Here is a 26,860-nt window from a genome sequence, read left to right on the forward strand (position 1 = left end):
ACAGACGATAAAAAAACATATGCAACCACTAGTTTCCATTGTTACTCCAATTTATAACAATGCGGATGTTATAAAAAATACGATTAATAGTGTCCTTAATCAAACATATATTAATTGGGAATTACTTCTTATTGATGACGCTTCTTCAGATGGTACAGTGGGTGTTGTAAAGCCATTTATTGAAGTTAATTCAAGAGTTAAGCTATTTGTACATAAAACAAATAAAGGTGTAGCAAAAGCGAGAAATTTAGGAACCAAAATGGCTAAAGGAAATTATATTGCCTTTTTAGATGCTGATGACCTTTGGAAAGAAAATAAGTTAGAGTTACAAATTAACAATCTTGTTAAAAATGTTACAGACCTTAGTTTTGGAAGTTATGAATGGATAGATTCCAAAGGAGATTCTCTAAATATAAAAGTTAATGCTTTAAAATCGCTTAGCTACAATAGATTGCTAAAAGCAAATTATATAGGTAATTTAACTGGAATTTATAATTGCGGAAAGTTAGGGAAAGTATACACTAAGAATTTAAAAAAACGACAAGATTGGCTGTTATGGTTGGAAGTCTTAAATAGAAGTGATAAGCCAGCGGTTGGTATACAGGAAACTATTGCTTATTACAGAATTACAGAAGGTTCATTATCATCAAACAAAACCAGTTTAATAAAACATAATTTTAATGTGTACCGAAAAGGTCTTGAGTTTTCTTTAATAAAATCTTTAGCATACTTAATTCAGTTCTTGTTTGAACACTTATTTATAAAAAAGCGTTTAATAGCACCTATAATTTCGAAATAAATTGTTTTAATTTTCCAGATTTTGAACGTTTAAGCCTTTCAACACGCTCAAAATTAATTGTAATATGGGGTTCTAGATAGCGAATCACTTCATTTTTTATACTTGTTTTTTCATCCTCAGAAAGTTCATTTTTACTCACATAACTAATTTTGAAAGTGTCTAAACGAGATTGTTCCACCACAAATTCCGAAACATTACCATCGTTTTCAATCACACTTTTAGTGATGTAATAAAAGGTTAATCCGGCTGCTTTTTTACCACTCGGTAAAACTACAATATCGTTAGTTCTACCGATTAGTTTTTTTAGAATCGGCTTTTTAACCGTACTAATTTCAGATAAAACACCAATGTCACCCAAATCATATCTAATAAAAGGATGTGCTTTGTTGTATAACGAGGTGATAACAACCCGACCTTCTTCACCATAAGGCAAAACCGCATCATTTTCATCTAAAATTTCAACATACAAGGTTTCACTATTCACTTGCCATTCGTCTTTGGGGTTCTGAAAAGCAATCAAATCTAATTCCGAAGCACCATATTCGTTTATTACAGGGAGTCCTAACTGGGTTTCCAGCAATATTTTATCATCATCAAACAGCATTTCTGAAGTCACAATACAAGCTTTTAAAGTCGAACAAACAGAATTTAGTTTAATGTTCTTGCGCTTCAAATACTTCGCAAACTGAACAATGGAGCTCGTGTAGCCATTAATATAATCGAAATCAGTCTTTTTAAATTTAGACAAGATTTTATCAAACGCCTCATCACTTAAGTCAAATACCGAAAACCGAAATCGGTTACCAAAATAATCTTTTACACGTTCTTTGTAATAGCCTTTTTTATCGAGAGGAATACCATAAAAACGCGCTTGTTTAGAGCTATTAAAATCAATGCCATACCAACCAAATCGATCCATGATTTCTGCCCAAGTTAATGCGTGGCACCATTTGTCTTTTGCAAAAATAAAAGGGTCACCAGAACTGCCCGAAGTTTTATTTAAATAAACATTTTTTGTTGTAAAACCATCACTTAATCGTTGCTCTAAAGGTTGTTGTAAATGCTTCTTAGTAATAATCGGAACCGAATTCCAGTCCTTTAAATCAATAGTGTTTCCAAAGGTTTTATAAAACGGATTGTTTTCTAAATGATAAGTAAGTATACGCTTCTTTTGCGTTTCAATATAAACTTCAAAATCAGCATCAGTTTTAGCCTGAATTTCAGCTAAAGCCATTTTAGCTTTATTTATGTCGAAGCCATTTAATTTTAAAGATAAATCGAATATTCGCAAGGTGAAATTGCCTTTATAGTTATGAACTCACTATTCTATAGAGTTCTTTTGTAAAATAATTGCTTTTTAAACTTAAAACCAATTATTTTTGTTGAAACAATTTTTAGACATGAATATTTTAGTACTTGGCTCTGGCGGAAGAGAACACACATTTGCATGGAAACTATCACAAAGCGATCGCTGTAAAGCACTCTTTGTTGCTCCAGGAAACTCAGGCACAGCAGCTATTGCGACCAACCTAAATATTGGTGTTACCGATTTTGAAGCCATAAAAGCTTCAGTTTTAGAACATAAAATTGATTTGGTAGTCGTTGGTCCCGAAGATCCCTTAGTACAAGGTATTCACGATTTCTTTTTAGAGGATGAAGCCTTAAAAAAAGTAGCCGTTATCGGACCACAACAAGCCGCAGCAGAGCTTGAAGGGAGTAAAGAGTTTGCCAAAGAATTTATGATGCGTCATAACATTCCAACAGCAGCTTATGAGAGTTTTACGAAGGCTAATGTAGAAGATGGTTACAAATTTTTAGAAACCTTAAAGCCTCCATATGTTTTAAAAGCTGATGGCTTAGCGGCAGGTAAAGGCGTTTTAATTCTAAATGATTTACAAGAGGCTAAAGACGAGCTAAAAAGTATGCTTGTAGATGCTAAATTTGGTGATGCCAGTACCAAAGTAGTCATTGAAGAATTTTTAGACGGTATTGAATTGAGTTGTTTTGTTTTAACTGACGGAAAAGATTACAAAATTTTACCAACGGCTAAAGATTACAAACGTATCGGCGAAGGTGATACAGGACTAAATACTGGTGGTATGGGTGCCGTTTCTCCTGTGCCATTTGCTACAAAAGAATTTTTAGATAAAATTGAAAATCAAGTTGTAAAACCTACAATTGAAGGTCTAAAGAAAGATAATTTACCTTATGTTGGTTTTGTTTTTATCGGTTTAATCAAAGTAGGCGATGACCCAAAAGTAATTGAATACAATGTTAGAATGGGAGATCCAGAAACGGAAGTGGTGTTACCAAGATTAAAAACCGATTTGGTTGACATTTTTGAAGCTATGGCGAACCAAACCTTATCTAAAGTTGCTATAGATATTGATGAACGTGCTGCAACCACAGTAATGTTAGTATCTGGTGGTTATCCTGAAGCTTATGAAAAAGGCAAAGAGATTACAGGTGTAGACAATATTACCGACTCTATTGTGTTTCATGCAGGTGCAAAAGCAGAAGACGGTAAAGTAGTGACTTCTGGAGGTCGTGTTATAGCAGTTACGTCTTATGGCAACTCGTACCAAGAAGCCATAAAAAAATCTTACCAAAGTATAGAAAAACTACATTTTGATAAGATGTATTATCGTAAGGATATTGGATTTGATTTATAATTATAAATCAAAAATTTACAGAAAATTAAAGATAAGAATGTGAAGAAATACTTTTGTCTTCTTCATTGTTCTCATTGAATTTTTTAAGTTGTAGCATCCAATATACAAAGGCTACAACACCAATAAACATAAACAACCATGAAAACATATTAGCAGCAAACCAATTTTCTAATTCTAATGCTTTAAGTGCATCAAATGGTGCAAGTAATACATTTACAAATAAATCCGCTATTCCTTCGAAGAAATCCTTCATAACTTTATAAATTTACAACAACTCTAATTTGATTTAGAATTGGAATCGAGCAGCAAAAATACAAAAAGAAATGAAACTGATATAAATGGTAGTTAGAATTTTTATACCTAATTAAACCCTAGTGCCATCTGCAATAGCATAGCTTAAATTTAGTATTTAAGGTTGTTTTTGATTTCTAATAAAATAAAATTTTACGCAACGTCTATTTATGATTACAAGTATTTTTAGTAAATCTAAGCCTATAAACTTCATAATTGTTGTGGTTTATATTTCCTTACTTTTTGTAATTAGTAATTCTACATTACTTTTTTTAGACCTTAATACCACTTTAGCAACGCTTTTTAAATGGACAATTACTTTGTTTTTAGTCTTTTTATTAGATTTCATAGTTTCAAAAAATAGCTTGACGCAAAGAAATAGTTACGCTATAATGGCTTTCGGGTTATTATTGGGCATGTTTCCCGAAGTTATGTTGCACATTGATTTATTGTTGGCGAATCTATTTATACTTTTTTCTTTTAGGCGATTAATAAGTTTACACACAAAGCTACATATTAAAAAGAAATTGTTTGATGCGGCCTTTTGGATTACTCTAGCGGCCCTATTCTATTTTTGGTCTATACTGTTTTTTGCTTTAGTTATTGTGGCTTTAATCTACTATTCTCAAAATGACTTTAAAAATATTATCATTCCTTTTGCAGGTGTTGCTACCGCAATAATATTACTGTTAATGTATAATATCATATTGCATGATGTGTACTTTACACCATCGGATTTTGAGCGCTATGCAAATTTAGATTTTACAGCTTATAATAGTAAGGGGAGTATTTTAAAATTTACAGTCCTGTTTAGTTTATTTATATGGACGTTTGTTTATTATTTTAGGCTCATTCCTGATAAGAACAAAAAGCTAAAACCTTCTTATTTTATAATAGCTTGGGCTTCTATTATTGCTGTTTTAATAGCGGTAATAGCACCTGTAAAAAATCAAAGTGAGTACCTGTTTTTATTGGCGCCATTTTCTATAATCATGGCGAATTATATGGAAATGATTTCAGAACGTTGGTTTAAAGAAGTATTTGTGGTGCTTTTAATACTAACACCAATTATTAGTTTATTGCTGTAATTTATTGCCAAAGGCTAAATCACCAGCATCACCAAGTCCAGGAACAATATACCCTTTGTCGTTTAATTCATTGTCAATTGTTGCTATCCAAAGATGAACATCAGAATCAAATGCTTTAGAGACATAATCAATACCGGGTTGTGCACCAATGACACTTGCTAAATGAATTTCTTTAGGGGTTCCAAATGGCTTTAAAGCTTCAAACGTAGAAACCATAGATTGCCCTGTAGCCAACATCGGATCTGCTAGAATTAGAGTTTTACCTTCTAAACTTGGGCAGGCTAAATATTCAACCACAATTTCAAAACTTTCCGGATTGTGCTTATGTTGTCTGTAAGCCGAAATAAAAGCGTTTTCTGCAGCATCAAAATAGTTTAATAGACCATTATGAAGCGGTACGCCTGCTCTTAAAATAGAACACAAAACAATATCTTTTTTATGTAAAACGGTATCAGAATTACCCAAAGGGGTTTCAATGCTATGTTTTTCAAACTCGAGAGATTTACTTAATTCGTAACCCATAATTTCACCAATACGTTCGATGTTTCGCCTAAAGCGCATACTGTCTTTTTGCACGTTTTTGTCTCGTAATTCGGCCATAAATGTATTTAAAATTGAAGGCGTCTCAGAAAGGTTGTGAATTTGCATATAAAGGAATTTGATTCAATCGTTAAAGTTAATAATTCCAAGTATATTTGTAAACATTAAATCGATTTCATTATGTTTTCACAAAAAGCAAACGCCATTTTTCAGGACGTTATAAAAACTTATAAAGTTTTAAATACCGTAGATCAACCTTTTACAAATAAGTATGATAAAGACGAAGATTTAATCGCGCATTTATTGTACAGAAAATCTTGGATAGACACGGTTCAGTGGGCTTACGAAGATATCATAAGAGATCCCAACATTGATCCTGTTGCGGCTTTAAAGCTAAAACGAAAGATTGATGCTTCTAACCAAGACCGAACAGATACGGTTGAATATATTGACAGTTATTTTTTAGATAAATACAAAGACGTTTCAATAAAATCAGATGCCAAAATTAATTCTGAAAGTCCTGCTTGGGCGATTGATCGTTTGTCAATTTTAGCATTAAAAATCTACCATATGCATCTTGAAACTGTAAGAGAAGATGCTTCTGAGGCTCATAAAGCGGCTTGTGAAACCAAATTAAACGTGTTATTAGAGCAACGTGTAGATTTAAGTACAGCTATAGATGATTTGCTTAACGACATCTCCAATGGTGATAAGTACATGAAAGTTTACAAGCAAATGAAAATGTATAACGACGATGAGCTTAATCCTGTTTTAAGAGGACAGAAGTAATAAATTCCTACGAAGGCAGGAATCTCTATGTTGTCATTCTTAACAAAGTAAAGAATCTCAATTATAGACATCTTAACTGCGCTCAATATGACATGCCAAAATGATGTCTGAGACCGAGCAGGTCTAAATTAAAATGCCAAAACTAAAACACATATTAGTCCTTAGGTTTTCCGCTATGGGAGATGTGGCAATGACTGTGCCTGTGTTACGTGCACTTACGTCGCAGTATCCTGAATTAAAAATTACGGTTGTTACTAGAGCCTTTTTTAAGCCTTTTTTTCAAGACTTAGATAATGTTACTGTTTATGAAGCCGATTTAAAAGGGAAACACAAAGGCGTGTTAGGACTTTATAAACTCTCTAAAGAATTAAAAGCCTTAAAGTTTGATGCTGTTGCAGATTTGCATAATGTATTGCGTAGCAAAATTCTAAAGTTCTTTTTTTTCGGGAAAAGAGTCGTGCAATTAGATAAAGGTAGAGCGGAAAAAAAAGCATTGACTTCTGGGCAAACATTTCAACAATTAAAAACCACACACCAACGTTATGCAGACGTTTTTGAAGCCTTGGGTTTTTCTGTCGATTTAACGCAGCCAAGCTTTTCAGCACCCAAAGAACTATCGGATAACTTAAGTGCGTTTATCTCCAATAAAGCCCTAAAAACTATAGGAATTGCCCCTTTTGCTGCACATGAAAGTAAAATGTATCCTATTGAAAAAATGAAATCTGTAATTGCTGATGTTTCCAAAAATCACAATGTTATTTTATTTGGAGGAGGTGCAAAAGAAATAACGATTTTAAACCAGATTGAACAAGGTTTTGACAACGTCAAATCCGTAGCAGGAAAAATAACTTTTGAAGAGGAACTAGCATTGATTTCCAATTTAGATGTTATGTTAGCTATGGATTCTGGTAATGCACACTTGGCAGCCATGTTGGGCAAAAAAGTAATTACCATTTGGGGAGTTACACATCCGTTTGCTGGTTTTGCACCTTTCAACCAACCGAATGATTTTGCACTAACAGCGGATAGAGAACAGTTTCCTCTAATCCCAACTTCAATTTACGGTAATAAATTTCCTGAAGGTTATGAAAATGCCGCTGGAAGTGTTTCTGAAACTATAATTGTTTCAAAAATCAAAGCGATTATATAGGTTCTGAAAATAAAAAGACCTACTAGGTTTTCAAAACCTAGTAGGTCTAAATTTAAAAAGTCTTATCTCTTAAGTTGTTTTTTAACTGAAACGATAATAGAAAAACAAAGCATTTTTACTCTAAAAGCGAAGCGGTCTAGATTTGAGTCTCTTTTCTCTAAACATCATCATAATCCACAACAACCGAAGCTGAAGTAGGATGTGCTTGGCAGGTTAAGATTAAACCTTCGGCAACTTCACTATCGGTTAAAATATTATTTTGCCGCATTTTGGCTTCACCTTCCGTGAGTCGTGCTATACAACTACTACAAATACCACCTTGACAAGAGTAAGGTGCATCAATATCATGTTTTAAAGCTGCCTCAAGAATAGATTGCTCTTGCGACATGTTAAATTCAAATTCTTCTTCATCCACTAAAACTTTCATTTTTGTATGTCCAGTAGGTAAGTCTCCAGCGTCTTCAGTATTTTCTTCTACAGGTGGCGTAAACAATTCGAATTTAATGGCTTTTTCTTTAATACCATTTTCTAATAAGACGTCTTTTACAGCGTGAATCATTTGTTCTGGTCCACAAAGAAAAAATTGTTCTATAGTAACGTCTTTATATTTGTTCTTAACGATGAGGTTAACGGTGCTTTTTTCAATTCGACCAAAAAGCGCATCAGTTTCGCGCGATTGGCTATAGATAAAATGTGCATGGAAACGGTTGTCATATTGTTTTTTTAGCTGAAGTAAGTCGTCAATAAACATCGCATCAGCTAAGGTTTTGTTCCCGTACACTAAGATGAAATTACTAAAAGGCTCTTCTTCTAACAGCGTTTTAGCGATACTTAATACGGGCGTAATACCACTTCCTGCGGCAAAAGCAGCTACAGTTCTGGTTTTAGCTTCATTGGCTTCAAATACAAAACGACCGTTTGGTTCGGCCACGTCTAAGGTCTCACCTGCTTTTAATTGATTATTAGCATAAATGGAAAATGTTCCACCTTCAACAGCTTTAACGGCAACCGTAACATTTCCGCTACCTTGTGACGCACAGATAGAATAGTCTCTTCGGATATCTTCTCCGTTTATAGTCGTTTTTAAAGTAATGTATTGTCCGGCTTTAAAGCTGAATTTCTCCTTTAGGTTTTCAGGAATGTCAAAAGTTATGGCAACTGAATTCTCTGTTACCTTTTCAATTGATTTTATAGAGAGTGTATGAAATTGTGACATTAAAAAAATAATTTTTGGCAAAGATAACTAATCTTAAACAGACCTAGTAGGTTTTTGAGGCCTGTAGGGTCTTTTTTATACACCTAAGTTTCTTATACATAAGAAAATTATGCATATATTTGTAATACCATGAGCAATTCAAAATTATATAAAGGAAGTTTAACCACCATCATTTTAAAGCTATTGAATGAGCACGATAAAATGTATGGTTACGAGATTACCCAAAAGGTAAAGGCACTGACAAAAGGGGAGTTAAAAATCACAGAAGGCGCTTTATACCCAGCTTTACACAAGTTAGAAGCCGAAGGGTTGTTAGATGTTGAGGTGGCAAAAGTAGATAACCGACTGCGTAAATATTATAAGCTTACTGAAACAGGAACTAAAGAAACCGTAAATAAACTAGAAGAATTAGCAGAGTATATTAAAACCATGCAAACTTTAGTGAATCCAAAATTAGTATAAAGTAAAAAAAAGATATTGACCCTGCAGGTTTTAAAACCTATCGGGTCTTGAGGAGTTAACCAAAATGAAGCTATCTGAAGAGGACATACAATTTATAAATACCTATTTAGAAAATTCTGATGTAGTTTTTGCAGATATAAGAATGGAAATGGTAGACCATGTCGCTTCGGATATAGAAAGCCGAATGGAGGCTGGTGACACTAGAAGTTTTTATGACGTGTTTAAAACTTATATGGTGGAAAATAAAGGACAACTTTTAAAGGATAACAAACAGTTTTTGAAATCTGCGGATAAGAAAATTTGGAAGGCATTCTTAAAAGCGCTTTTAAGTCCAATGACACCATTATTGTTTTTGATTGCTTATGTTGTTTTTTATGTTGTGTATTTAAATGTAGGTATAGAAACATTTAGATTAATCATTTCTTATGTTCCATTAATTGGGTTGTCGGGCTTTTTATTAACCTATGTGGTGTATCATAAAGTAAAGAATCTAAAACGATTTTCGGTTGTAGAACGATTGGCTTTTCCGTTTTTAGTCTTTTATCAGTTACCAAATTTAGTTTTTAATTTTAGTAATCAGACTAAAGATTTAAGAACGATACTCTGGGTTATAGGATTTGTAAGTTTTATTCTAACTATAAAGATATTGTTAGTTGTAATTAGCATCGAATTATTTATGAATTACGAAAAACGATTTAAAAATATTGCTTAAAATAGAAAGAGACCTAGCTGGTTTTTAAAACCTTGCAGGTCTAAGTATTGTTAGAAAATGAACCTAACCAAAGAAGAAATACAATTTATAGACAATTACCTCATAAAAAACGAGGTGAAGTATTGGGATGTGCGCTTAGAATTGTTGGATCATATTGTATCTGCTGTTGAAGAGAAAATAGCTAAAGAGGGCATTTCTTTTAATGAAGCTTTGCTCGAAGTGCATAGAGGTTTTGGAAACCAGTTTATAGAATTTGGTGTTCCTAAAAGCAAAATATTTGAGTGCGGATTATACCAAAGCAATATTGGGTTTAAGAAGTTTACGAGAAATAAACAGAAAGAATTGGGCAGGAAATACCGAAAAATGACTTGGAATCACCTTATAGTTAAGTTTTCTATTTTTAAGTTCTGGTTAGAGTATTTGACGGTTATTGTACTATTTATTATGCTCTATCAATTTAAACCAGAGTTATGTTTTCCTATAGGTTTGTTGGTGTTAATTCTACCTACAATATATTCTGCGTATTATGCTTTAAAAGATAAGTCTACTCGAAAATCATTAAATTTTGCTATGGCTACAAGTTCTGCGATGGCAGTGTGGTCGTTATATAATCTTTCATTTTATATCTTAAAGGATAGTCATGAGAATGTTGCAAATATGCCTCATGGTTTCTTTGTTATTGTAACCTGCTTATTTTATCCCATGATTAGAGCTACTATTGAAGTGTATCAGAACGTATATAAAGAGAATAAGAAAACTTTTAACCTTAAGTTTTTATAAATGAAACTAAACAAATCCCAAATACAAGACCTCTACATTTTTACAAGACAACATTTTGTAGAGCACTACGATTTGCAAACCGAACTCGTAGATCATTTAGCTAATGATATAGAAACACAATGGCAGAGCCAGCCAAAAATTAGTTTTGAAGACGCTAAAAACAAAGCCTTTAAAAAATTTGGCATTTTTGGTTTTATGGATGCTATAGAGCAAAGACAAAAAGCCATGAATAAACGCTATAGAGGGTATTTGTGGAATGAACTTAAAAAATGGTTTGAACTCCCACAACTCATCGGAACCATCGCTTTGTTTTTGGTGTTTTATATGGCGTTTTCTTCAAAATATACCGCTATTTTTACTATAGTTTTTTACGTTATTATTTCAGCATGGTCTATCTATAAAAGTACACTGTTAAATAGGCAATTTAGAAAACGAAAAGAAATCTCTAATAAAAAATGGCTGTTGGAAGAACTAATTTTTAAGCAAGCAGGTGGAGCATCATTAATCTTTTTTTCACAATTATACAATGTCTTTACGATTCCAGAAAAGTTTGAAATTACCACCTTATTTTTAATTCTCTTTTCTTTAGCATTTACCGCCTTAACATTAATAAACTATATCAGTTTAGAAGTGATTCCAAGTAAAGCTGAAAAATTACTCAACGAAACCTATCCAGAATTTAGTTTGTAACAAAACACAACTTTTATATACTTACTATAATAATAACCAACCTGCAGACTATGTTAAAACAATTTATTAATCTAGAATGGAAAGCATTTACACGCTCAGCGTCCTTTAAAGTCAATCTAGCACTAAAAATATTAATGCTATTTGGAGCCTTTATCATGATCCTTTATATGCTAATGTTGGGAGCAGGTGCTTATTATATCATTGAAGAGTATCTCGACAAGGATCCTTTAGTTGTCATTAATAAAATTATGATATTTTACATTTTTGGGGATTTAGCGATGCGTTATTTTCTTCAAAAAATGCCCATTGTAAATATTAAGCCTTTCTTGTATTTACCGCTTAAAAAAGACAAGGTTGTCGGCTTCGGAATTAATAAAACCATCATTTCGTTCTTCAATGTTATACATGCATTCTTCTTTATTCCATTTTCGGTAGTGCTAATGCTTAATGGGCACGATTTTTTACCTGTTTTAGGTTGGCACTTTGCAATATTCGCACTGATTTATAGCAATAACTTCATTAATATTTTTGTGAATAATAAAGATGTCGTCTTTTATGGTATTGTTGCTATTGTAGTGGTTTCGGCAGGATTAACGTATTATAATATTTTTGATGTCACCACTTTTACAGCACCTATTTTTGAAGCTTTTTATAATATGCCATATTTAGCCATTATACCTCTAATTCTAATGGTTGTACTTTATAAAATGGCATTTAGTTACTTCAGAAAAAACTTCTATTTAGACGCTGGTTTAGCAAAAAAAGTTGAGATTGGTGAAACCGATAATATGGCTTATTTAGATCGTTTTGGTAGTGTATCTACGTTTCTAAAAAACGACATTAAACTTATAAAGCGAAACAAGCGATCAAGAACAACAGTAATAGTGAGTTTTCTATTCATCTTTTATGGTTTGTTATTTTTTACAGGCGCAATTCCTGCATATGATGGTCCGTTTTGGCGTGTTTTTGCAGGTATTTTTGTGTCGGGAGGTTTCCTATTTAGCTTCGGTCAGTTTGTACCAAGTTGGGATAGTGCGTATTATCCTTTAATGATGAGTCAAAACATTAGATATAAGGAGTATTTAGAGTCCAAATGGTATCTCATGGTTATAGCAACTATCGTTACAACAGTGCTAGCCTCATTTTATTTATACCTTGGATGGCAAGCTTATGCAGCTGTTGTAGTTGGTGCGATTTATAATATTGGGGTTAATTCTCATATTGTACTTTGGGGTGGTGCTTACATTAAAACTCCCATAGATTTATCAACGAATAAAAAAGCTTTTGGAGACAAAAAAGCCTTTAATGTAAAAACATTATTGCTCACATTACCGAAGTTGGTCTTGCCAGTAGCAATCTACGCGATAGGCCATTTTGCACATGGTGAAGCTTTAGGATTTATCTTGGTGGCTATTGCAGGTTTAATAGGTTTACTATTTAAAAACAAGGTATTTGCAATCGTTGAAAAAATTTATAAAGCTGAAAAGTATAAAACACTAGCGGCATACAAACAAAAAAACTAAAAACTATGATTACAACAAATAAGCTTTCAAAAACCTATAACGAAACGACTGTTTTAAGTATTGATGCTCTCGAAATTCCTAAAGGACAAAGTTTTGGTTTGGTAGGAAATAATGGCGCTGGTAAAACTACTTATTTTAGTTTGTTACTCGATTTAATTCAGCCAACAACTGGCGCAATAAAAAGTAATGGGATTCAAGTGAATGAAAGTGAAGATTGGAAACCCTTTACGTCGGCATTTATAGATGAAACCTTTTTAATTGGTTACTTAACTGCTGAAGAATATTTTTATTTTATTGGCGAATTAAGAGGACAAAATAAGAGTGATGTTGATGCTTTATTAGCGCAGTTTACAGATTTTTTTCATGGTGAAATATTAAATCAGAAAAAATACCTGAGAGATTTAAGTAAAGGAAACCAGAAAAAAGCAGGCATTGTAGCCGCTTTAATTGGTCATCCAGAAGTTATAATTTTAGATGAACCTTTTGCTAATTTAGACCCAACAACACAAATTAGATTAAAGGAAATTATTAAAGATTTAGCACAAAAAAAGGGGGTTACTGTATTAGTATCTAGTCACGATTTATTGCATGTCACTGATGTTTGTGAACGCATTGTTGTGTTAGAAAAAGGAACCGTTGTTAAAGATTTAGAAACCAATCCTGCAACATTAAGAGAATTAGAAGCACATTTTTCAGGTGAATCAGTTGTGCTTCAAGAGGAAGAAGAGTAAAAATTATCAATATGGTTTCGCACGGACAACTCGCAAGTTGTCCGTGCGTACAATTTTAAATTCAGCCCCAATTTCAGCCCCAATTTCAAAAAGATGCTTATTTTTACCATCTAACACACTAAACAAGGTGTTTTTCAGTTATCTATTAACCAAATAGAACCGACGTTTGAAAACCTATTACAAAATCATATTATTGCTTTCATGCGTAGCAATGCTAACTCAAAGTTGCTCGCGTAAAAAAGACAAATTCATTAACCGAAAATTTCACGCTTTAGGTACAAAATATAATGTGCTATACAATGGTAACATTGCATTACAACGCGGTATTGATGGTGTTAACAATGAGTTTACTGAAAATTTCTGGGAACTTTTACCAGTAGAACGCATGGCTATTTCCGAAGATATTTTTCTTCCTGGGGAAACTAAAAATGCCGATTTTGAACGTGCTGAAGAAAAAGCAATCAAAGCCATTCAATTACACGGAATGAGTTTTGACGGAAAGGAGAAAAATCCACAAATAGATGAGGCCTATTTACTTTTGGGGCAAGCGCGTTATTTTGATCAGCGTTTTGTACCTGCGATGGCAGCATTTAATAACATACTCAATAAATACCCAACAAGCGATAAAATTAATCAAGTTAAAATCTGGCGCGAAAAAACAAATATGCGTTTAGACAACAACGCTGGTGCTATAGAAAAACTAAAACGCTTGCTTAGAGAAGAGCCTATAGAAGGTCAAGATTTGGCGGATGCTACTGCAGCATTGGCGCAGGCTTATATTAATACAAAATCTAAAGATAGCGCCATTGCACAGCTTACTATTGCAGCAGAAAACACCAAAATTAAAAGAGAAAAAGCCCGTTATCATTTTATAAAAGGGCAATTGTATAATGAATTTGGACAGAAGGATAGTGCCAATCAAGAATTTGATGCTATTATAGATATGCATCGTCAAATCCCGAGGTCTTTCTATATCAATGCACACCTTGAAAAATCGAATAGTTTTGATGCTTTAACCGGTGATGAACTCTTATTTGAAGAATACCTCGCAGAATTAGAAGAAAATAGAGAAAACAGACCTTTTTTAGATAAAATATATTTCCGAATAGCCGAGTATCACCGTAATAAAATGTCAGATAGTCTTTCGGAAGTGTACTACAATAAATCCCTTAGAAAAACAACTTCAGACAATTACCTTAAGTCTCTAAGTTATGAAACTTTGGGTAACATGTATTTTGACAATAATATTTATAAAACTGCAGGTGCGTACTATGATTCTACGATGACAGTCATGGTAGAAAACTCAAAGCCGTACAGGGTGATAAAAAAGAAGCGAGAAAATCTTGATGATGTTATTTATTACGAAGGTATTGCGATAACAAATGATAGTATCCTTAGGATGATTAGCTTACCAGAAGCCGAACAATTAGCAATTTACACCAAGCTTGCTGAAGATCAGCGTCTAAAGGCTTTGGAGGCTGAAAAAGAACATAAAGAAACTTTAGAACGTCAAAAAAACCAAGCAATGTTAGCGGCTAATACCAATCCGCAAAAACAAATTAATAACAGGGCTTCTAGTGTGTCTAAAAGTTTATCAGCCAAAAATGAAAGTTTAAATGTTGGTGGTGGCAATCCAAACAGTAGTAGTTTTTATTTTTACAATACAACAACTGTTGCTTATGGTAAAAATGAGTTTTTAAAACTTTGGGGCGATCGTAAACTTCAAGATAATTGGAGACATTCTACGGATCGTGAAACGATTATAAATAATACAATTAAAGATAGTGTAGTAGATTCTGCAACAGCATTAGAAGAACTTTTTAATCCAGAAATTTATTTAGCATCGCTTCCTACAAAACCAAGTGAAATAGATAGCATTACTAAAGAACGTAATTTTGCTTATTACCAATTGGGAATTATTTATAAAGAAAAATTTAAAGAGTTAGAATTGGCTAAAACCAAGCTAGAAGATCTTTTAGCATTTCAACCAGAAGACCGATTGATATTACCTTCAAGATACAATTTGTTTCGTATCTATGAAGAATTAGGTTTAAACCGAAAGGCCGAAACAATGAAAATGGCTATTATTAACGGATACCCAGAGTCGCGCTATGCTGAAATTCTTTTAAATCCACAATCTGAATTGTCTAAGGACGAAAACAGCCCAGAAGCAATCTACACCCAACTGTATAAAGAATTTGAAGCTGAAAACTATGCCGCTGTGATTACAGGAGCTGACGTGCAAATAAAACGATTAGAAGGTGATGATTATGTTGCTAAGTTTGAAATTTTAAAGGCATCAGCAAAAGGAAGGCTCTATGGGTTTGAAGCCTACAAGGAAGCTGTAAACCATATTGCATTGACCTACGGCAATACTGAAGAAGGTAAAAAAGCGCAAGATATAATTGAAAATTCAATTCCTGTATTAGCAAAAAAAGAATTTTTGTCAGATGATGAAGCGCAACATTTTAATGTCATTTTTCAGTTTGAAAACAATTCAGGTGAAGATATAGAGGCCTTTATTAAAACTTTAGACGAAGAAGTCGCTAAGGTAGATTACTTTGACCTCAGTACTTCGACTGATGTTTACGATGAAAACATAACTTTTGTTGTGGTTCATGGATTAAAAAGTATAGACGGTGCAAGAGGATTTGCAGAATTGCTTAGATCAGAAGAGCGAGATAGTAGGGGGCGGGTGGTAAAACCTAAAATTACACGATCTTATTTTGCAATTTCATCACCTAACTATGCTATCATACAAAGACACAAGAATTTAAATGCTTATTTAGAGATAAAGTAATTATAAAAAAACCAAATCATCATGTTTTCTTCAGACAATAAAAAAACAAAAAACTCATTTATGGAAACAACTACTCAGCAAAACATCATAGCTCAAGGGACTAAAATTGTGGGTGACATTGCCAGCCAAGGGCCATTTAGAATTGATGGAACTATTGAAGGTAATGTAAAGACTTCAGGTAAAATAGTGGTTGGAAAAACGGGTTATATTAAAGGCACACTACAAGGCGAAAATGCCGACTTTGAAGGCAAGTTTTCAGGAAAGTTAATCCTGTCTGGAACATTATCTCTAAAAACCACAGCACATATCGAAGGCGAAGTGCACATTAATAAACTCGCTGTAGAGCCGGGCGCTACCTTCAATGCGACGTGTAGTATGAAAGGTACCGTTAAATCATTAGCTAATGAGTCAAGTAAATCCGAAAAAGCCGCCGTTAAAGCCTAATCTTAACAAAGGCCCAAATAAATATATTCAGTTTGTTTCTGTTGGTTTTCAGATGGGAGGCACCATCATTCTCGGTAATTATCTGGGACAATGGTTAGATGCTAAGTATCATAAAGACTTCTTAGAAACCACAATAACACTTTTTGCTGTCTTTATGTCTATTTATTTGGTGATTTCACAGGTTACAAAAGTTTCTAAAGAAGATGATTAAATCGTTTGCCGTATACGCAATAGCTTTTATTGCATTATTTTTTGTTGTTCAGCTTACTCAAGAATATGGTCTTGAGTTATTAAATAAATCGCTTCGATACGAGCTTTGGGATGTTAATAAGTTTTTTGCTGTAGCGTCGCTGTTAATTTGTGTAAACTTAAAATTATTGTCTACAATTAAGAGCCTTCATACGCAGTTGGGATTTATTTATTTGCCAACACTTTTTATCAAAGGAGGCTTGTTTTTTTTAATGTTTAAATCAACCATTTTTCAACTCAACAATTTAACCTTCGATGAGCGTTTAAATTTATTAATACCACTTTTTTTATTTCTAGCCTTAGAAGTGTTTTTTGTTATTAAAATCATCAAGGAAGTAGAGGACTAAATAATAAGCATAAAAACATATTGTTATTTTAATTAATTACGTACTTTTGCACCGAATTTGAGAAGAGTAATTTTTTTTGATTTTTTAACAATGAAGATATTTCAGCAAAGTTTTAAATTTTTCGCACTTATAGTCTTAGTGTTCTTGTCAACAACTATTTATGCATATTCTTCTAATGAAGATGGTGGAGAAATAGATACTAGAGAAGAGGTGGACGCCTATATTTCTCATCACCTTCAAGACTCTCATGACTTCGCACTTTTCTCTTACACTAACGATGAAGGAGAGCGTAAACATTTTGGATTTCCACTTCCTGTGATATTATGGTCATCTAATGGCTTGGTTACATTTATGTCTTCAGAGTTTCATCATAATGATGATGGTGATGTAATTGTTGAAAAAAATGGGTCTAAATTTGCTAAGATACATTCTAAAATTTATGAATTAGAAGCAGGAGCAGAAGCTGTTGATTTTGATGAAGAACACCATGCTACAAATGCCGCTCGCGTTTTAGATTTTTCTATTACTAAAAGTGTTGTTGGTATTTTAGTGATTGGTTTATTAATGTTCTTCTGGTTTGTTAGATTAGCAAAACAATACAAAAAGAAACAAATACCTACAGGTTTTGGTCGTGTATTAGAGCCATTAGTGCTTTATGTTAGAGACGAGATCTCTAGACCAAATATTGGTGAAAAACATTACAGAAAATTTACGGGTTATTTATTAACCGTGTTCTTTTTTATCTGGCTTTTAAACATGGTTGGTTTAACACCTTTAGGCTTCAATGTTACGGGTCAAATTGCAGTAACCGCAAGTTTAGCTATTTTTACACTTATCATTTATGCATTTAGTGGAAACAAAGATTTCTGGATGCACATTTTATGGATGCCAGGAGTACCTATTTTAATTAGACCAATCTTAGCTGTTATAGAGTTGGTTGGTACATTTATCATTAAGCCTTTTTCATTATTAGTACGTCTATTTGCAAACATTACTGCAGGACACACTGTGATTATGGCTTTAATTGCTATAATGTTTGTTATGAAAGATACCTTAGGTGTTGCAGGAGCAACAGGCTTATCTTTTATATTATCTGTTTTAATTATGTTTATTGAGGTTTTAGTGGCCTTTTTACAAGCTTATATTTTTACAATGCTTTCTGCCTTATTTATTGGTATGGCCGTTGCAGAACATGATCATGGGCATGATGTTGAGCATGAAACCGCTGACGTAGAAGACGTGAGGGGAGATTTCATTTAATAAGAGTTTTTTTAATTTAACTATATAATTTATTTACTATGTACAATTTAATTGGAGCAGGATTAATCGTAATCGGAGCAGGTTTTGGACTTGGTCAAATTGGTGGAAAAGCAATGGAAGGTATTGCTCGTCAACCTGAAGCTGCTGGAAAAATCCAAACAGCAATGATTATCGTAGCAGCACTTTTAGAAGGTTTAGCATTTGGTGCTTTAATCTTAGGAAAGTAAGCTTAAAAAACAGAATAGAGACTCTGCAACGGTTGGTTGCAGAGCCTATTTTATTTAAAAGAATTAAAGAAACATTTATTTAGTATAAGATGGAAACATTAATAAACGATTTTTCACCAGGATTATTTGCAGTTCAAACCATATTACTTTTATTATTAATTTTCTTAATGGTAAAGTTTGCGTGGAAACCAATCCTCGGTTCTATTACAGAAAGAGAAGAAGGTATTCAGGATGCATTAGATGCAGCTGAAAAAGCAAAACGTGAGATGGCAAATCTTCAAGCTGATAATGAAAGATTATTACAAGAAGCACGCTTAGAAAGAGAAACGATGATTAAGGAAGCACGCGAGCTTAAAACTAAAATGATTGCGGAAGCAGAAGCTGATGCACAGGCACAAGCCCATAAAATGATTGAGCAAGCACAAGCTGCTATAGAAGGTGAAAAGAAAGCCGCAATGGCTGAGTTAAAAACTCATGTTGCAGGTTTATCTCTAGAGATTGCAGAAAAAGTGGTGCGTAAAGAATTATCTAACAAAGACAAGCAATTAGAATTGGTTGAAACTATGTTAGGCGAAGCAACCTTAAACTAATCTAGATATGTCAGGATCAAGAGCGGCCATACGATATGCTAAAGCAGTTTTAAGTTTAGCAACAGATCAACAATCTACAGATGCAGTAAACAGTGATATGAAATTAATCACTTCTACTATTGCAGAAAGTGAGGATTTAAGTCAGATGCTTCAAAGTCCTGTAGTAAAAGCTTCAGATAAAAAAGCGGTATTAATGGAGGTGTTTAAAACGGCTAACGTTACTACTGTGAACTTAATTGATACTTTAATCGCTAATAAGCGACTAGCTATTTTAAATGATGTAGCTGTAAGTTATACGCAGTTATATGATGAAATGAAAGGAACACAAGTTGCTACAGTAACTACAGCAATTCCTTTAAGTGATGATTTAAAAACTAAAGTGTTAGCTAAAGTAAAAGTCCTTACAGGAAAAGACGCAGAAGTTACAAACGTAATAGACGAAAGCATTATTGGTGGTTTTGTGTTACGTGTTGGTGATATTCAATATAATGCGAGTATTTCTAACAAATTAAATAAATTAAAAAGAGAATTTACATTAAATTAAAAACGTCAGAAAAGGCGTCTAACGCGTCTATTGTCTAACGTCTAATATCTAAATAAAGATGGCAGAAGTAAAACCAGCTGAAATATCAGCAATCTTAAAACAACAACTTTCAGGCTTCGAAGCAGGTGCTTCACTAGACGAAGTAGGAACCGTATTAACTGTAGGTGATGGTATTGTACGTGCTTACGGATTAGCTAATGCACAATATGGTGAATTAGTAGAATTTGAAGGTGGTGCAGAAGGTATCGTTCTTAACCTTGAAGAAGATAATGTAGGTATTGTACTTTTAGGAACTTCAGTAGGAGTTAAAGAAGGATCTACAGTAAAACGTACAGAACGTATTGCCTCTGTAAAAGTAGGAGAAGGTATCGTAGGACGTGTTGTTGATACTTTAGGTAACCCAATTGACGGTAAAGGACCTATTGCTGGTGAAACTTATGAAATGCCTTTAGAGCGTAAAGCACCAGGTGTTATCTATAGAGAACCAGTAACAGAACCATTACAAACAGGTATTAAGTCTATTGACGCTATGATTCCTGTGGGTCGTGGTCAACGTGAGTTGGTTATTGGTGACCGTCAAACTGGTAAAACAGCCGTTTGTATTGATGCTATTTTAAATCAAAAAGAATTTTACGATGCAGGTGAGCCTGTATATTGTATATATGTTGCTGTAGGTCAAAAGGCTTCAACAGTAGCACTTATTGCTAAAACTTTAGAAGAAAAAGGCGCTTTAGCTTACACCACTATAGTAGCTGCAAATGCATCAGATCCTGCTGCAATGCAAGTATATGCACCTTTTACAGGAGCTTCTATTGGTGAGTATTTTAGAGATACTGGTCGTCCAGCGTTAATTGTATTTGATGATTTATCAAAACAAGCTGTTGCTTACCGTGAGGTATCTTTATTATTAAGACGTCCACCGGGACGTGAAGCTTATCCTGGTGATGTATTTTATTTACACTCAAGATTATTAGAGCGTTCTGCAAAAGTGATTAATAATGATGATATCGCTAAAGAAATGAATGACCTACCAGAAGTTTTAAAACCTATGGTTAAAGGTGGTGGTTCTTTAACAGCTTTACCAATTATTGAAACACAAGCAGGTGACGTTTCTGCTTATATTCCAACCAACGTAATTTCTATTACTGATGGTCAGATTTTCTTAGATGGTGATTTATTTAACTCTGGTGTTCGTCCAGCGATTAACGTAGGTATTTCTGTATCTCGTGTTGGTGGTAACGCTCAGATTAAATCAATGAAGAAAGTATCTGGTACTTTAAAGTTAGATCAAGCACAATACCGTGAATTAGAAGCATTCGCTAAGTTTGGTTCAGATTTAGATGCGGTGACTTTAAACGTAATTAATAAAGGTAAGCGTAACGTTGAGATTCTTAAGCAAGCGCAAAATGATCCTTTCAAAGTAGAAGATCAAGTTGCTATTATCTATGCAGGGTCTAAGAACTTATTAAAAGATGTTCCTGTAGAGAAAGTTAAAGAATTTGAAAGAGATTATTTAGAGTTCTTAAATGCGAAGCATAGAGATACTTTAGATACGCTAAAAGCTGGTAAATTAACCGATGAGGTTATTGATACATTAACAAGTGTAGCTAAAGACCTTTCAGCAAAATATAAAGCATAGTTGTTATTCCTGCGAAAGCAGGAATCTCATGTTTGAGTTAATATAATTGAAGCCGCATTTAGTGCGTAATGACAAAAACAGATTATGGCGAATTTAAAGGAAATTAGAAATAGAATATCATCGGTGTCTTCAACGATGCAGATTACCAGTGCCATGAAAATGGTATCTGCTGCAAAGTTAAAGAAAGCTCAAGATGCTATTACGGCAATGCGCCCTTACTCTAATAAGTTAACTGAATTATTGCAAAGCTTAAGTGCAACTTTAGATGAAGACTCTGGAAGTAAATATGCAGAACAACGCGAAGTCAATAAAGTACTTATTGTTGCTGTAACGTCTAACAGAGGTTTAGCAGGTGCATTTAACTCTAATATTATAAAACAAGTTTCTAAGCTTACAAAGGATACATACGCTAATCAAGATGTATCGTATTTAGCTATCGGAAAGAAGGCCAATGATGCCTTTAAAAAGACAAACAAAGTTATTGCTAACAAAAGTGATTTGTATGATGACTTAACTTTTGAAAATGTTTCTGAGATCGCTGAAATGCTTATGGAGAAATTTGTTTCTGGTGAATTCGATAAAATAGAAGTTGTTTACAATCACTTTAAGAATGCTGCTACACAAGTTATACTCACTGAGCAGTTCTTACCAATAGTACCTGTTGAAAGTGACGAGAATGTAAATTTAGATTATGTTTTTGAACCTTCTAAGTTAGAAATTATTGAAGCTTTAATTCCTAAGTCTTTAAAAACACAATTGTACAAAGGTATCAGAGATTCTTTTGCTTCTGAACATGGTGCTCGTATGACGGCTATGCACAAAGCAACAGATAACGCTACGGAACTAAGAGATCAATTAAAATTAACTTACAATAAGGCAAGACAAGCAGCGATTACAAACGAAATCCTTGAGATTGTTGGTGGTGCTGAAGCTTTAAATAATTAAGCAATTCCCGCATCTGTAGGAAATTCTTAACCAAAATACAAAAACCTAACTTTGACGAGTTAGGTTTTTTTTATGTCATTAATTTTTAAGTATTTTTTTTTAATTGATTAAAACATAGGTGTTTATTACTCTGCGCTAATAGCTGTAAATACTGTGTTTATTTTGTTAATTAGTTTTCGTTAACATCTAAAATTTATCATATTACAGTTAAAATTTTAATAAATTAAAGTAAATACTTACTTATTTAAACATTTCAACGTATTAATCAGTTTTTTATGGTTGTTGTTTGAAATAATTTTTATATTGCAGTCCCAAATCTTAACCTACATTAATATGAAACTACTAAAAAAGGCGAGTTTCGCCATTATTTTTGCCCTTGTGTTTTCCTTCACTTTTCAGTGTGCAAGTTCAAAACCAGTAACAACCTCACCAACGTTTGTAAACTCTACATCATTTAAAGTTAAACCCATACAATTTCAAGAATGGTATGCAGGTATTAAAGTTGGAGGTACAGGTGTAAATGTTTTTGTTCCTATTTCAGATGTAAGTGATAATATCGAAATTGATAGTATCTACTTCAGAAATCTTAAAGGAAAACTTGTAAAAAAAGGCAGTAAATATGTTGCTTTACTAGAGAATGATTCTCCTTATTACACTTTTCAAATTCCAGAAAAACCAAGTGATTACCCATTTACCTTAACTAATAACGAATGTGCTATTAGCTTTATTGAAAACGGTGTTACTAAGTATTTAAAAGTTCGTGACCTTACAGAGGTTGCAGGTACTTATTATGAAAATGGACCACCAACAATCTATGAAAGTGCTACATCTACAATTTTAGCAACAACAGATGATGACGATGCTGATTTGTAAAAAAATACTACAAATATGTTTAAAAAGCCTTACTGTAAAGTGAGGCTTTTTTTATATTAAATTAAAACAATAACTTGAGCCGGTATTATTGTGCTAAGTTTTACCTATTGCTGTTTTGAAGTTGATTAGGTATCAAATTATTTCAATACTTTTGAACTCAATTAAACAATTACATTGAGCGGATTTAAATCACTTTTTAAACAAACATTTATCTATGGTTTAGCTACTGTGCTGCCTAGAATGTTGAGTTTTATTTTAGTACCACTTTATACAGACCCAAGTGTATTGTCGGTTGAAGAGTACGGTCGTGTGTCTTTTATATTTGCCTATTTTGTATTGTTTAATGTGATTTTGGCCTATGGTATGGAAACTGCTTTCTTTAGGTTTTTTAATAAAGAAGATAATCAGGAAGAAGTTACAAGTACATCAACAATATCCTTAATAGTCAGTTCCTTGTCGATTTTAGGTATCGCTTTTCTATTAAGAAATCATATATCTACACTGATAAATATTGAATTGCAGTATCTCAACTTGGTCTTTGTTATTTTGTTATTAGATGCTTTGGTTATTATTCCATTTGCATGGTTACGAGCTACAGCAAGACCAATGCGATATGCCATTATTAAAATTCTAAATGTTGCAGTTAATTTAGGGCTAAATGTATTCCTATTACTATATCTACAAGGTTGGGCAGAAGACCATTCATTTTTCAATAGTATTTATAAGCCCAACTTTGAAATCAGTTACATTTTCATTTCTAACCTTATAGCAAGCGGTCTAACTTTACTTATATTGTTGCCCTTTTACGCTAAAATCAAATGGAACTTCGATACGATTCTCTGGAAAAAAATGATGCGTTATGCGATGCCAGTTCTTATTGCAGGTGTTGCTTACTCTGTTAACGAAACGTTTGATCGTATTTTACTAGAATACCTATTGCCGCCTGATACTGCAGATAAACAAATTGGTATGTATTCTGCCTGTTATAAATTAGCTTTATTTATGACCTTATTTGCTACAGCATTTCGTCTAGGCATAGAACCGTATTTCTTTAGTCACTCTAAAGCTCAAAACCCACAAAAAAACTATGCTAAAATCTTAGAATACTTTGTAGCCTTAGGCGCTTTAATTTTATTAGCAGTGGTCATTTTTGCCGATGTTTTAAAACCTTTTATTATTAGAAGTGAAGCCTATTATGAAGCCATGTGGATTGTACCATTCATACTTTTAGCTAATTTTTGTTTGGGTATTTATCACAACCTATCGGTTTGGTATAAAGTAACGGACCGCACAAAGTTTGGAGCTTATATTTCTATACTTGGTGCTCTTGTAACCTTGGCTATAAACTATATTTTAATTCCTATAATTGGTTTTAAAGGTTCGGCCATAGCAACACTTTCCGCCTATAGTATCATGGTTTTATTATCATTTTACTTCGGAAGAAAATACTACCCCATCCCTTATAATTTGAAGAAAATAGGTTTGTATCTTAGTGTCTCAATTCTATTTTCATTCGTTTTTTTCTATAGATATCGCGAAAATTATATGATTGGAATTACAATGTTAATTGTATTTTTGGGATTAGTTATTTCGCTTGAAAAGAACGATATAAAAGAAATACTAAAAAGTTAAGAATGTTGTTATACTGAGCGACGTGTGTTGCTGAGGCTTTGCCCACTTGCCGTACAGGCATAGTTATGAAGGTTAAAAGCTTAAGAACATTTAAAGCATTTCAATAAATTAATAAATAAAGATTACCGCTTTTACGGAAAGTAAATATGAAAATAAAAATTATAAATAAATCCACGCATCAATTACCACATTACGAAACCATTGCATCTGCAGGTATGGATTTACGTGCCAACTTATCAGAACCTAGAGTATTAAAACCTTTAGAACGCAGTATTGTTGGTACAGGCTTGTTTATAGAATTACCTGTTGGTATCGAAGCACAAGTAAGACCAAGAAGCGGACTGGCAGCAAAAAAAGGAATTACCGTATTAAATGCACCAGGAACAATAGATGCCGATTATAGAGGCGAAATCGGTGTGATTTTAGTCAACCTTTCTAACGAAGATTTTACCATTGAAAATGGCGAACGCGTTGCCCAATTAGTCATTGCAAAACACGAACGTGCTGAATGGGAACAAGTCGAAGTCTTGTCGGAAACCGATCGCGGCGAAGGTGGCTTTGGGAGTACTGGAGTTAAGTAATAAATTCCGGCCAACGCAGGAATCTCAGCATAGAAATTTCCTGCAAGGTTTCTAAAACCTTGTAGATATTATTTTATTATAGAATTGGATATTTAATCGTAACCAAACATATAAATTAAGTTTAACCTAAAAAGATTTCCACTTTCGTGGAAACGAAAAATAGTTTTCGATGAAAATAATCGTACCAATGGCAGGTCGTGGATCTCGCCTTAGACCACATAGTTTAACCGTACCAAAACCTTTAATTCCTGTTGCAGGAGAACCAATAGTACACCGTTTGGTAAAGGACATTGCTAAAGTTTTAAAACAACCAATAGAAGAAATTGCTTTTGTCTTAGGTGATCCAGCATGGTTTGGAGATGCTGTTGTAGACAGTCTAAAAGCCTTAGCCGAAGGTTTAGGAGCTAAAGCCTCTATTTATAGACAAGACCAACCTTTAGGAACTGGGCATGCTATAATGAGCGCAAAACCGTCGTTATCTGGGCCCGCAGTTATTGCTTATGCAGATACTTTAATTAGAGCAGAATTCGATTTAGACCCAACTGCAGATAGTGTTATCTGGACTAAGCGTGTTGCCAACCCTGAAGCATATGGTGTGGTAAAGCTTAATGATGAACAAAACATTGTTGAATTGGTTGAAAAGCCTGAAAATTTCGTGAGCGATCAAGCCGTTATCGGAATCTATTACTTTAAAGATGTGGCTGTCCTAAAAGATAAATTGCAAGAGGTTTTAGATGAAAATGTAATGCATGGTGGCGAATACCAAATTAATGATGGTATAAAACGCATGATGGCTGAAGGGAAAATCTTTAAAACAGGAACCGTTGATGAGTGGATGGACTGTGGTAACAAAGCCGTGACACTAGATACAAATGCTAAAATGCTTGGCTTCTTAAAAGCCGATAATGAAGAGCAGTTAGTTGATGCATCTGTTGTTCTAGAAAACTCAAACATTATAGAGCCTTGTTTTATCGGTAAAGGCACGGTTTTAAAAAACACTACAGTTGGTCCTTACGTATCCATCGGAAAAGATTGTGTGATTGAAAATTCAACCGTTAAAAATAGCTTAATTCAGAATGAGAGCACTATTAAAAATGCTAATTTAGACGAAGCTATGATAGGTAATCACGTGAAGTATAATGGCGAATTCACTAAAATTAGTATCGGCGATTATACTGTTATAGAATAACAAATTGCTGCAAAAGTAATACATCAAAGATTCAGCGAAGCTCATCTTAAGACTTTTAGTACTGCTTATATTTGGTATAACTTTTGAAAGTTATTTT

29 protein-coding genes are annotated in these 26,860 nt (G+C 33.4%); 25 read left to right on the plus strand and 4 right to left on the minus strand.

Going from position 1 to position 26,860, the window contains the following annotated elements:
• Positions 1–19: 19 nt before the first annotated feature.
• The gene (locus HM982_RS11515; protein WP_179353375.1) at positions 20–799 is read left to right on the plus strand and encodes a glycosyltransferase family 2 protein; all 780 of its coding nucleotides are present in this window, start codon (positions 20–22) and stop codon (positions 797–799) included.
• On the opposite strand, the gene HM982_RS11520 is transcribed toward HM982_RS11515, so the two are convergent.
• Complete coding sequence (locus tag HM982_RS11520; RefSeq protein ID WP_246296752.1) at positions 783–2,033, minus strand: phenylacetate--CoA ligase family protein; 1,251 nt, start codon at positions 2,031–2,033, stop codon at positions 783–785. The genes HM982_RS11515 and HM982_RS11520 overlap by 17 nt on opposite strands.
• Positions 2,034–2,199: 166 nt before the next feature.
• On the opposite strand from HM982_RS11520, the gene purD reads away from it, so the two are divergent.
• Positions 2,200–3,471 carry a phosphoribosylamine--glycine ligase gene (gene purD, locus HM982_RS11525; protein WP_179353379.1) on the plus strand — a complete coding sequence of 424 codons (1,272 nt, stop codon included), beginning with the start codon at positions 2,200–2,202 and terminating at the stop codon, positions 3,469–3,471.
• A gap of 25 nt (positions 3,472–3,496) precedes the next feature.
• Here the strand turns inward: purD and HM982_RS11530 are convergent, their stop codons facing one another.
• Complete coding sequence (locus HM982_RS11530; protein ID WP_179353381.1) at positions 3,497–3,724, minus strand: DUF6341 family protein; 228 nt, start codon at positions 3,722–3,724, stop codon at positions 3,497–3,499.
• Positions 3,725–3,932: 208 nt separating this feature from the next.
• On the opposite strand from HM982_RS11530, the gene HM982_RS11535 reads away from it, so the two are divergent.
• Positions 3,933–4,850 carry a DUF6427 family protein gene (locus HM982_RS11535; protein ID WP_179353383.1) on the plus strand — a complete coding sequence of 306 codons (918 nt, stop codon included), beginning with the start codon at positions 3,933–3,935 and terminating at the stop codon, positions 4,848–4,850.
• On the opposite strand, the gene upp is transcribed toward HM982_RS11535, so the two are convergent.
• On the minus strand, positions 4,839–5,498 hold the full coding sequence (gene upp, locus HM982_RS11540; RefSeq protein ID WP_179353385.1) for a uracil phosphoribosyltransferase: 660 nt from the start codon (positions 5,496–5,498) through the stop codon (positions 4,839–4,841). The genes HM982_RS11535 and upp overlap by 12 nt on opposite strands.
• 72 nt (positions 5,499–5,570) lie before the next feature.
• Between upp and HM982_RS11545 the strand changes: the two genes are divergently transcribed.
• Positions 5,571–6,179, plus strand: coding sequence for a DUF4254 domain-containing protein (locus tag HM982_RS11545; RefSeq protein ID WP_179353386.1), 609 nt, complete (start codon positions 5,571–5,573; stop codon positions 6,177–6,179).
• A 133-nt stretch (positions 6,180–6,312) separates the two neighbouring features.
• A complete protein-coding gene (locus HM982_RS11550) occupies positions 6,313–7,329 on the plus strand; it encodes a glycosyltransferase family 9 protein (RefSeq protein ID WP_246296754.1) in 1,017 nt (338 codons plus the stop codon).
• Positions 7,330–7,486: 157 nt separating this feature from the next.
• On the opposite strand, the gene HM982_RS11555 is transcribed toward HM982_RS11550, so the two are convergent.
• On the minus strand, positions 7,487–8,545 hold the full coding sequence (locus HM982_RS11555) for a ferredoxin--NADP reductase (protein ID WP_179353388.1): 1,059 nt from the start codon (positions 8,543–8,545) through the stop codon (positions 7,487–7,489).
• A 129-nt stretch (positions 8,546–8,674) separates the two neighbouring features.
• On the opposite strand from HM982_RS11555, the gene HM982_RS11560 reads away from it, so the two are divergent.
• The 20 genes from HM982_RS11560 to HM982_RS11655 all read left to right on the plus strand — a co-directional run bounded on the left by HM982_RS11560 (position 8,675) and on the right by HM982_RS11655 (position 26,763).
• On the plus strand, positions 8,675–9,007 hold the full coding sequence (locus HM982_RS11560) for a PadR family transcriptional regulator (RefSeq protein ID WP_179353389.1): 333 nt from the start codon (positions 8,675–8,677) through the stop codon (positions 9,005–9,007).
• A 64-nt stretch (positions 9,008–9,071) separates the two neighbouring features.
• Positions 9,072–9,719: a hypothetical protein gene (locus tag HM982_RS11565; RefSeq protein WP_179353391.1), complete on the plus strand. Its 648-nt coding sequence runs from the start codon at positions 9,072–9,074 to the stop codon at positions 9,717–9,719.
• Between the two features lie 57 nt (positions 9,720–9,776).
• The gene (locus HM982_RS11570; protein WP_179353393.1) at positions 9,777–10,499 is read left to right on the plus strand and encodes a hypothetical protein; all 723 of its coding nucleotides are present in this window, start codon (positions 9,777–9,779) and stop codon (positions 10,497–10,499) included.
• On the plus strand, positions 10,500–11,189 hold the full coding sequence (locus tag HM982_RS11575; RefSeq protein WP_179353394.1) for a hypothetical protein: 690 nt from the start codon (positions 10,500–10,502) through the stop codon (positions 11,187–11,189).
• Between the two features lie 50 nt (positions 11,190–11,239).
• Positions 11,240–12,712, plus strand: coding sequence for a DUF5687 family protein (locus tag HM982_RS11580; RefSeq protein WP_179353395.1), 1,473 nt, complete (start codon positions 11,240–11,242; stop codon positions 12,710–12,712).
• A 5-nt stretch (positions 12,713–12,717) separates the two neighbouring features.
• Positions 12,718–13,443 (plus strand): ABC transporter ATP-binding protein, encoded by a 726-nt coding sequence (locus tag HM982_RS11585; RefSeq protein WP_179353396.1) that lies wholly within the window; start codon positions 12,718–12,720, stop codon positions 13,441–13,443.
• Between the two features lie 211 nt (positions 13,444–13,654).
• On the plus strand, positions 13,655–16,243 hold the full coding sequence (gene porW, locus HM982_RS11590) for a type IX secretion system periplasmic lipoprotein PorW/SprE (RefSeq protein ID WP_179353397.1): 2,589 nt from the start codon (positions 13,655–13,657) through the stop codon (positions 16,241–16,243).
• 60 nt (positions 16,244–16,303) lie between these two features.
• Complete coding sequence (locus HM982_RS11595) at positions 16,304–16,687, plus strand: bactofilin family protein (protein WP_394354354.1); 384 nt, start codon at positions 16,304–16,306, stop codon at positions 16,685–16,687.
• Entirely contained in the window at positions 16,647–16,898 is a 252-nt protein-coding gene (locus HM982_RS11600; RefSeq protein WP_179353399.1) for an AtpZ/AtpI family protein, read from the plus strand. Before HM982_RS11595 ends, HM982_RS11600 begins: the two co-directional genes overlap by 41 nt.
• Positions 16,891–17,283, plus strand: coding sequence for a DUF6168 family protein (locus HM982_RS11605; RefSeq protein ID WP_179353400.1), 393 nt, complete (start codon positions 16,891–16,893; stop codon positions 17,281–17,283). The genes HM982_RS11600 and HM982_RS11605 overlap by 8 nt, the downstream gene beginning before the upstream one ends.
• Positions 17,284–17,373: 90 nt before the next feature.
• A complete protein-coding gene (gene atpB, locus HM982_RS11610) occupies positions 17,374–18,543 on the plus strand; it encodes a F0F1 ATP synthase subunit A (RefSeq protein ID WP_179353401.1) in 1,170 nt (389 codons plus the stop codon).
• Between the two features lie 38 nt (positions 18,544–18,581).
• Positions 18,582–18,770, plus strand: coding sequence for an ATP synthase F0 subunit C (gene atpE, locus HM982_RS11615; RefSeq protein WP_173587677.1), 189 nt, complete (start codon positions 18,582–18,584; stop codon positions 18,768–18,770).
• A gap of 89 nt (positions 18,771–18,859) precedes the next feature.
• Positions 18,860–19,360, plus strand: coding sequence for a F0F1 ATP synthase subunit B (locus tag HM982_RS11620; protein WP_179353402.1), 501 nt, complete (start codon positions 18,860–18,862; stop codon positions 19,358–19,360).
• Positions 19,361–19,367: 7 nt separating this feature from the next.
• A complete protein-coding gene (atpH, locus tag HM982_RS11625; protein ID WP_179353403.1) occupies positions 19,368–19,904 on the plus strand; it encodes an ATP synthase F1 subunit delta in 537 nt (178 codons plus the stop codon).
• Positions 19,905–19,962: 58 nt separating this feature from the next.
• The gene (atpA, locus tag HM982_RS11630; protein WP_179353404.1) at positions 19,963–21,543 is read left to right on the plus strand and encodes a F0F1 ATP synthase subunit alpha; all 1,581 of its coding nucleotides are present in this window, start codon (positions 19,963–19,965) and stop codon (positions 21,541–21,543) included.
• An 84-nt stretch (positions 21,544–21,627) separates the two neighbouring features.
• Entirely contained in the window at positions 21,628–22,488 is an 861-nt protein-coding gene (atpG, locus tag HM982_RS11635; protein ID WP_179353405.1) for an ATP synthase F1 subunit gamma, read from the plus strand.
• A 333-nt stretch (positions 22,489–22,821) separates the two neighbouring features.
• On the plus strand, positions 22,822–23,361 hold the full coding sequence (locus HM982_RS11640; RefSeq protein ID WP_179353406.1) for a hypothetical protein: 540 nt from the start codon (positions 22,822–22,824) through the stop codon (positions 23,359–23,361).
• Between the two features lie 174 nt (positions 23,362–23,535).
• Positions 23,536–24,993, plus strand: a complete 1,458-nt coding sequence (locus HM982_RS11645) for an oligosaccharide flippase family protein (protein WP_179353407.1) — start codon at positions 23,536–23,538, stop codon at positions 24,991–24,993.
• 146 nt (positions 24,994–25,139) lie between these two features.
• Positions 25,140–25,574, plus strand: a complete 435-nt coding sequence (dut, locus tag HM982_RS11650) for a dUTP diphosphatase (protein ID WP_179353408.1) — start codon at positions 25,140–25,142, stop codon at positions 25,572–25,574.
• A 169-nt stretch (positions 25,575–25,743) separates the two neighbouring features.
• Entirely contained in the window at positions 25,744–26,763 is a 1,020-nt protein-coding gene (locus HM982_RS11655; protein WP_179353409.1) for a sugar phosphate nucleotidyltransferase, read from the plus strand.
• The last annotated feature ends 97 nt before the right edge of the window (positions 26,764–26,860 follow it).

Origin of the sequence: Winogradskyella vidalii, from assembly GCF_013403955.1 — a bacterium.
GTDB classification, from domain to species: Bacteria; Bacteroidota; Bacteroidia; order Flavobacteriales; family Flavobacteriaceae; genus Winogradskyella; species Winogradskyella vidalii.

What these genes read in the sequence shown, in the direction of transcription:
- HM982_RS11515 (WP_179353375.1), top strand. Translation starts at nt 20, where the DNA reads ATGCAACCACTAGTTTCCATTGTTACTCCAATTTATAACAATGCGGAT.
- HM982_RS11520 (WP_246296752.1), bottom strand. Translation starts at nt 2,033, where the DNA reads ATGGCTTTAGCTGAAATTCAGGCTAAAACTGATGCTGATTTTGAAGTT.
- purD (WP_179353379.1), top strand. Translation starts at nt 2,200, where the DNA reads ATGAATATTTTAGTACTTGGCTCTGGCGGAAGAGAACACACATTTGCA.
- HM982_RS11530 (WP_179353381.1), bottom strand. Translation starts at nt 3,724, where the DNA reads ATGAAGGATTTCTTCGAAGGAATAGCGGATTTATTTGTAAATGTATTA.
- HM982_RS11535 (WP_179353383.1), top strand. Translation starts at nt 3,933, where the DNA reads ATGATTACAAGTATTTTTAGTAAATCTAAGCCTATAAACTTCATAATT.
- upp (WP_179353385.1), bottom strand. Translation starts at nt 5,498, where the DNA reads ATGCAAATTCACAACCTTTCTGAGACGCCTTCAATTTTAAATACATTT.
- HM982_RS11545 (WP_179353386.1), top strand. Translation starts at nt 5,571, where the DNA reads ATGTTTTCACAAAAAGCAAACGCCATTTTTCAGGACGTTATAAAAACT.
- HM982_RS11550 (WP_246296754.1), top strand. Translation starts at nt 6,313, where the DNA reads ATGCCAAAACTAAAACACATATTAGTCCTTAGGTTTTCCGCTATGGGA.
- HM982_RS11555 (WP_179353388.1), bottom strand. Translation starts at nt 8,545, where the DNA reads ATGTCACAATTTCATACACTCTCTATAAAATCAATTGAAAAGGTAACA.
- HM982_RS11560 (WP_179353389.1), top strand. Translation starts at nt 8,675, where the DNA reads ATGAGCAATTCAAAATTATATAAAGGAAGTTTAACCACCATCATTTTA.
- HM982_RS11565 (WP_179353391.1), top strand. Translation starts at nt 9,072, where the DNA reads ATGAAGCTATCTGAAGAGGACATACAATTTATAAATACCTATTTAGAA.
- HM982_RS11570 (WP_179353393.1), top strand. Translation starts at nt 9,777, where the DNA reads ATGAACCTAACCAAAGAAGAAATACAATTTATAGACAATTACCTCATA.
- HM982_RS11575 (WP_179353394.1), top strand. Translation starts at nt 10,500, where the DNA reads ATGAAACTAAACAAATCCCAAATACAAGACCTCTACATTTTTACAAGA.
- HM982_RS11580 (WP_179353395.1), top strand. Translation starts at nt 11,240, where the DNA reads ATGTTAAAACAATTTATTAATCTAGAATGGAAAGCATTTACACGCTCA.
- HM982_RS11585 (WP_179353396.1), top strand. Translation starts at nt 12,718, where the DNA reads ATGATTACAACAAATAAGCTTTCAAAAACCTATAACGAAACGACTGTT.
- porW (WP_179353397.1), top strand. Translation starts at nt 13,655, where the DNA reads ATGCTAACTCAAAGTTGCTCGCGTAAAAAAGACAAATTCATTAACCGA.
- HM982_RS11595 (WP_394354354.1), top strand. Translation starts at nt 16,304, where the DNA reads ATGGAAACAACTACTCAGCAAAACATCATAGCTCAAGGGACTAAAATT.
- HM982_RS11600 (WP_179353399.1), top strand. Translation starts at nt 16,647, where the DNA reads ATGAGTCAAGTAAATCCGAAAAAGCCGCCGTTAAAGCCTAATCTTAAC.
- HM982_RS11605 (WP_179353400.1), top strand. Translation starts at nt 16,891, where the DNA reads ATGATTAAATCGTTTGCCGTATACGCAATAGCTTTTATTGCATTATTT.
- atpB (WP_179353401.1), top strand. Translation starts at nt 17,374, where the DNA reads ATGAAGATATTTCAGCAAAGTTTTAAATTTTTCGCACTTATAGTCTTA.
- atpE (WP_173587677.1), top strand. Translation starts at nt 18,582, where the DNA reads ATGTACAATTTAATTGGAGCAGGATTAATCGTAATCGGAGCAGGTTTT.
- HM982_RS11620 (WP_179353402.1), top strand. Translation starts at nt 18,860, where the DNA reads ATGGAAACATTAATAAACGATTTTTCACCAGGATTATTTGCAGTTCAA.
- atpH (WP_179353403.1), top strand. Translation starts at nt 19,368, where the DNA reads ATGTCAGGATCAAGAGCGGCCATACGATATGCTAAAGCAGTTTTAAGT.
- atpA (WP_179353404.1), top strand. Translation starts at nt 19,963, where the DNA reads ATGGCAGAAGTAAAACCAGCTGAAATATCAGCAATCTTAAAACAACAA.
- atpG (WP_179353405.1), top strand. Translation starts at nt 21,628, where the DNA reads ATGGCGAATTTAAAGGAAATTAGAAATAGAATATCATCGGTGTCTTCA.
- HM982_RS11640 (WP_179353406.1), top strand. Translation starts at nt 22,822, where the DNA reads ATGAAACTACTAAAAAAGGCGAGTTTCGCCATTATTTTTGCCCTTGTG.
- dut (WP_179353408.1), top strand. Translation starts at nt 25,140, where the DNA reads ATGAAAATAAAAATTATAAATAAATCCACGCATCAATTACCACATTAC.
- HM982_RS11655 (WP_179353409.1), top strand. Translation starts at nt 25,744, where the DNA reads ATGAAAATAATCGTACCAATGGCAGGTCGTGGATCTCGCCTTAGACCA.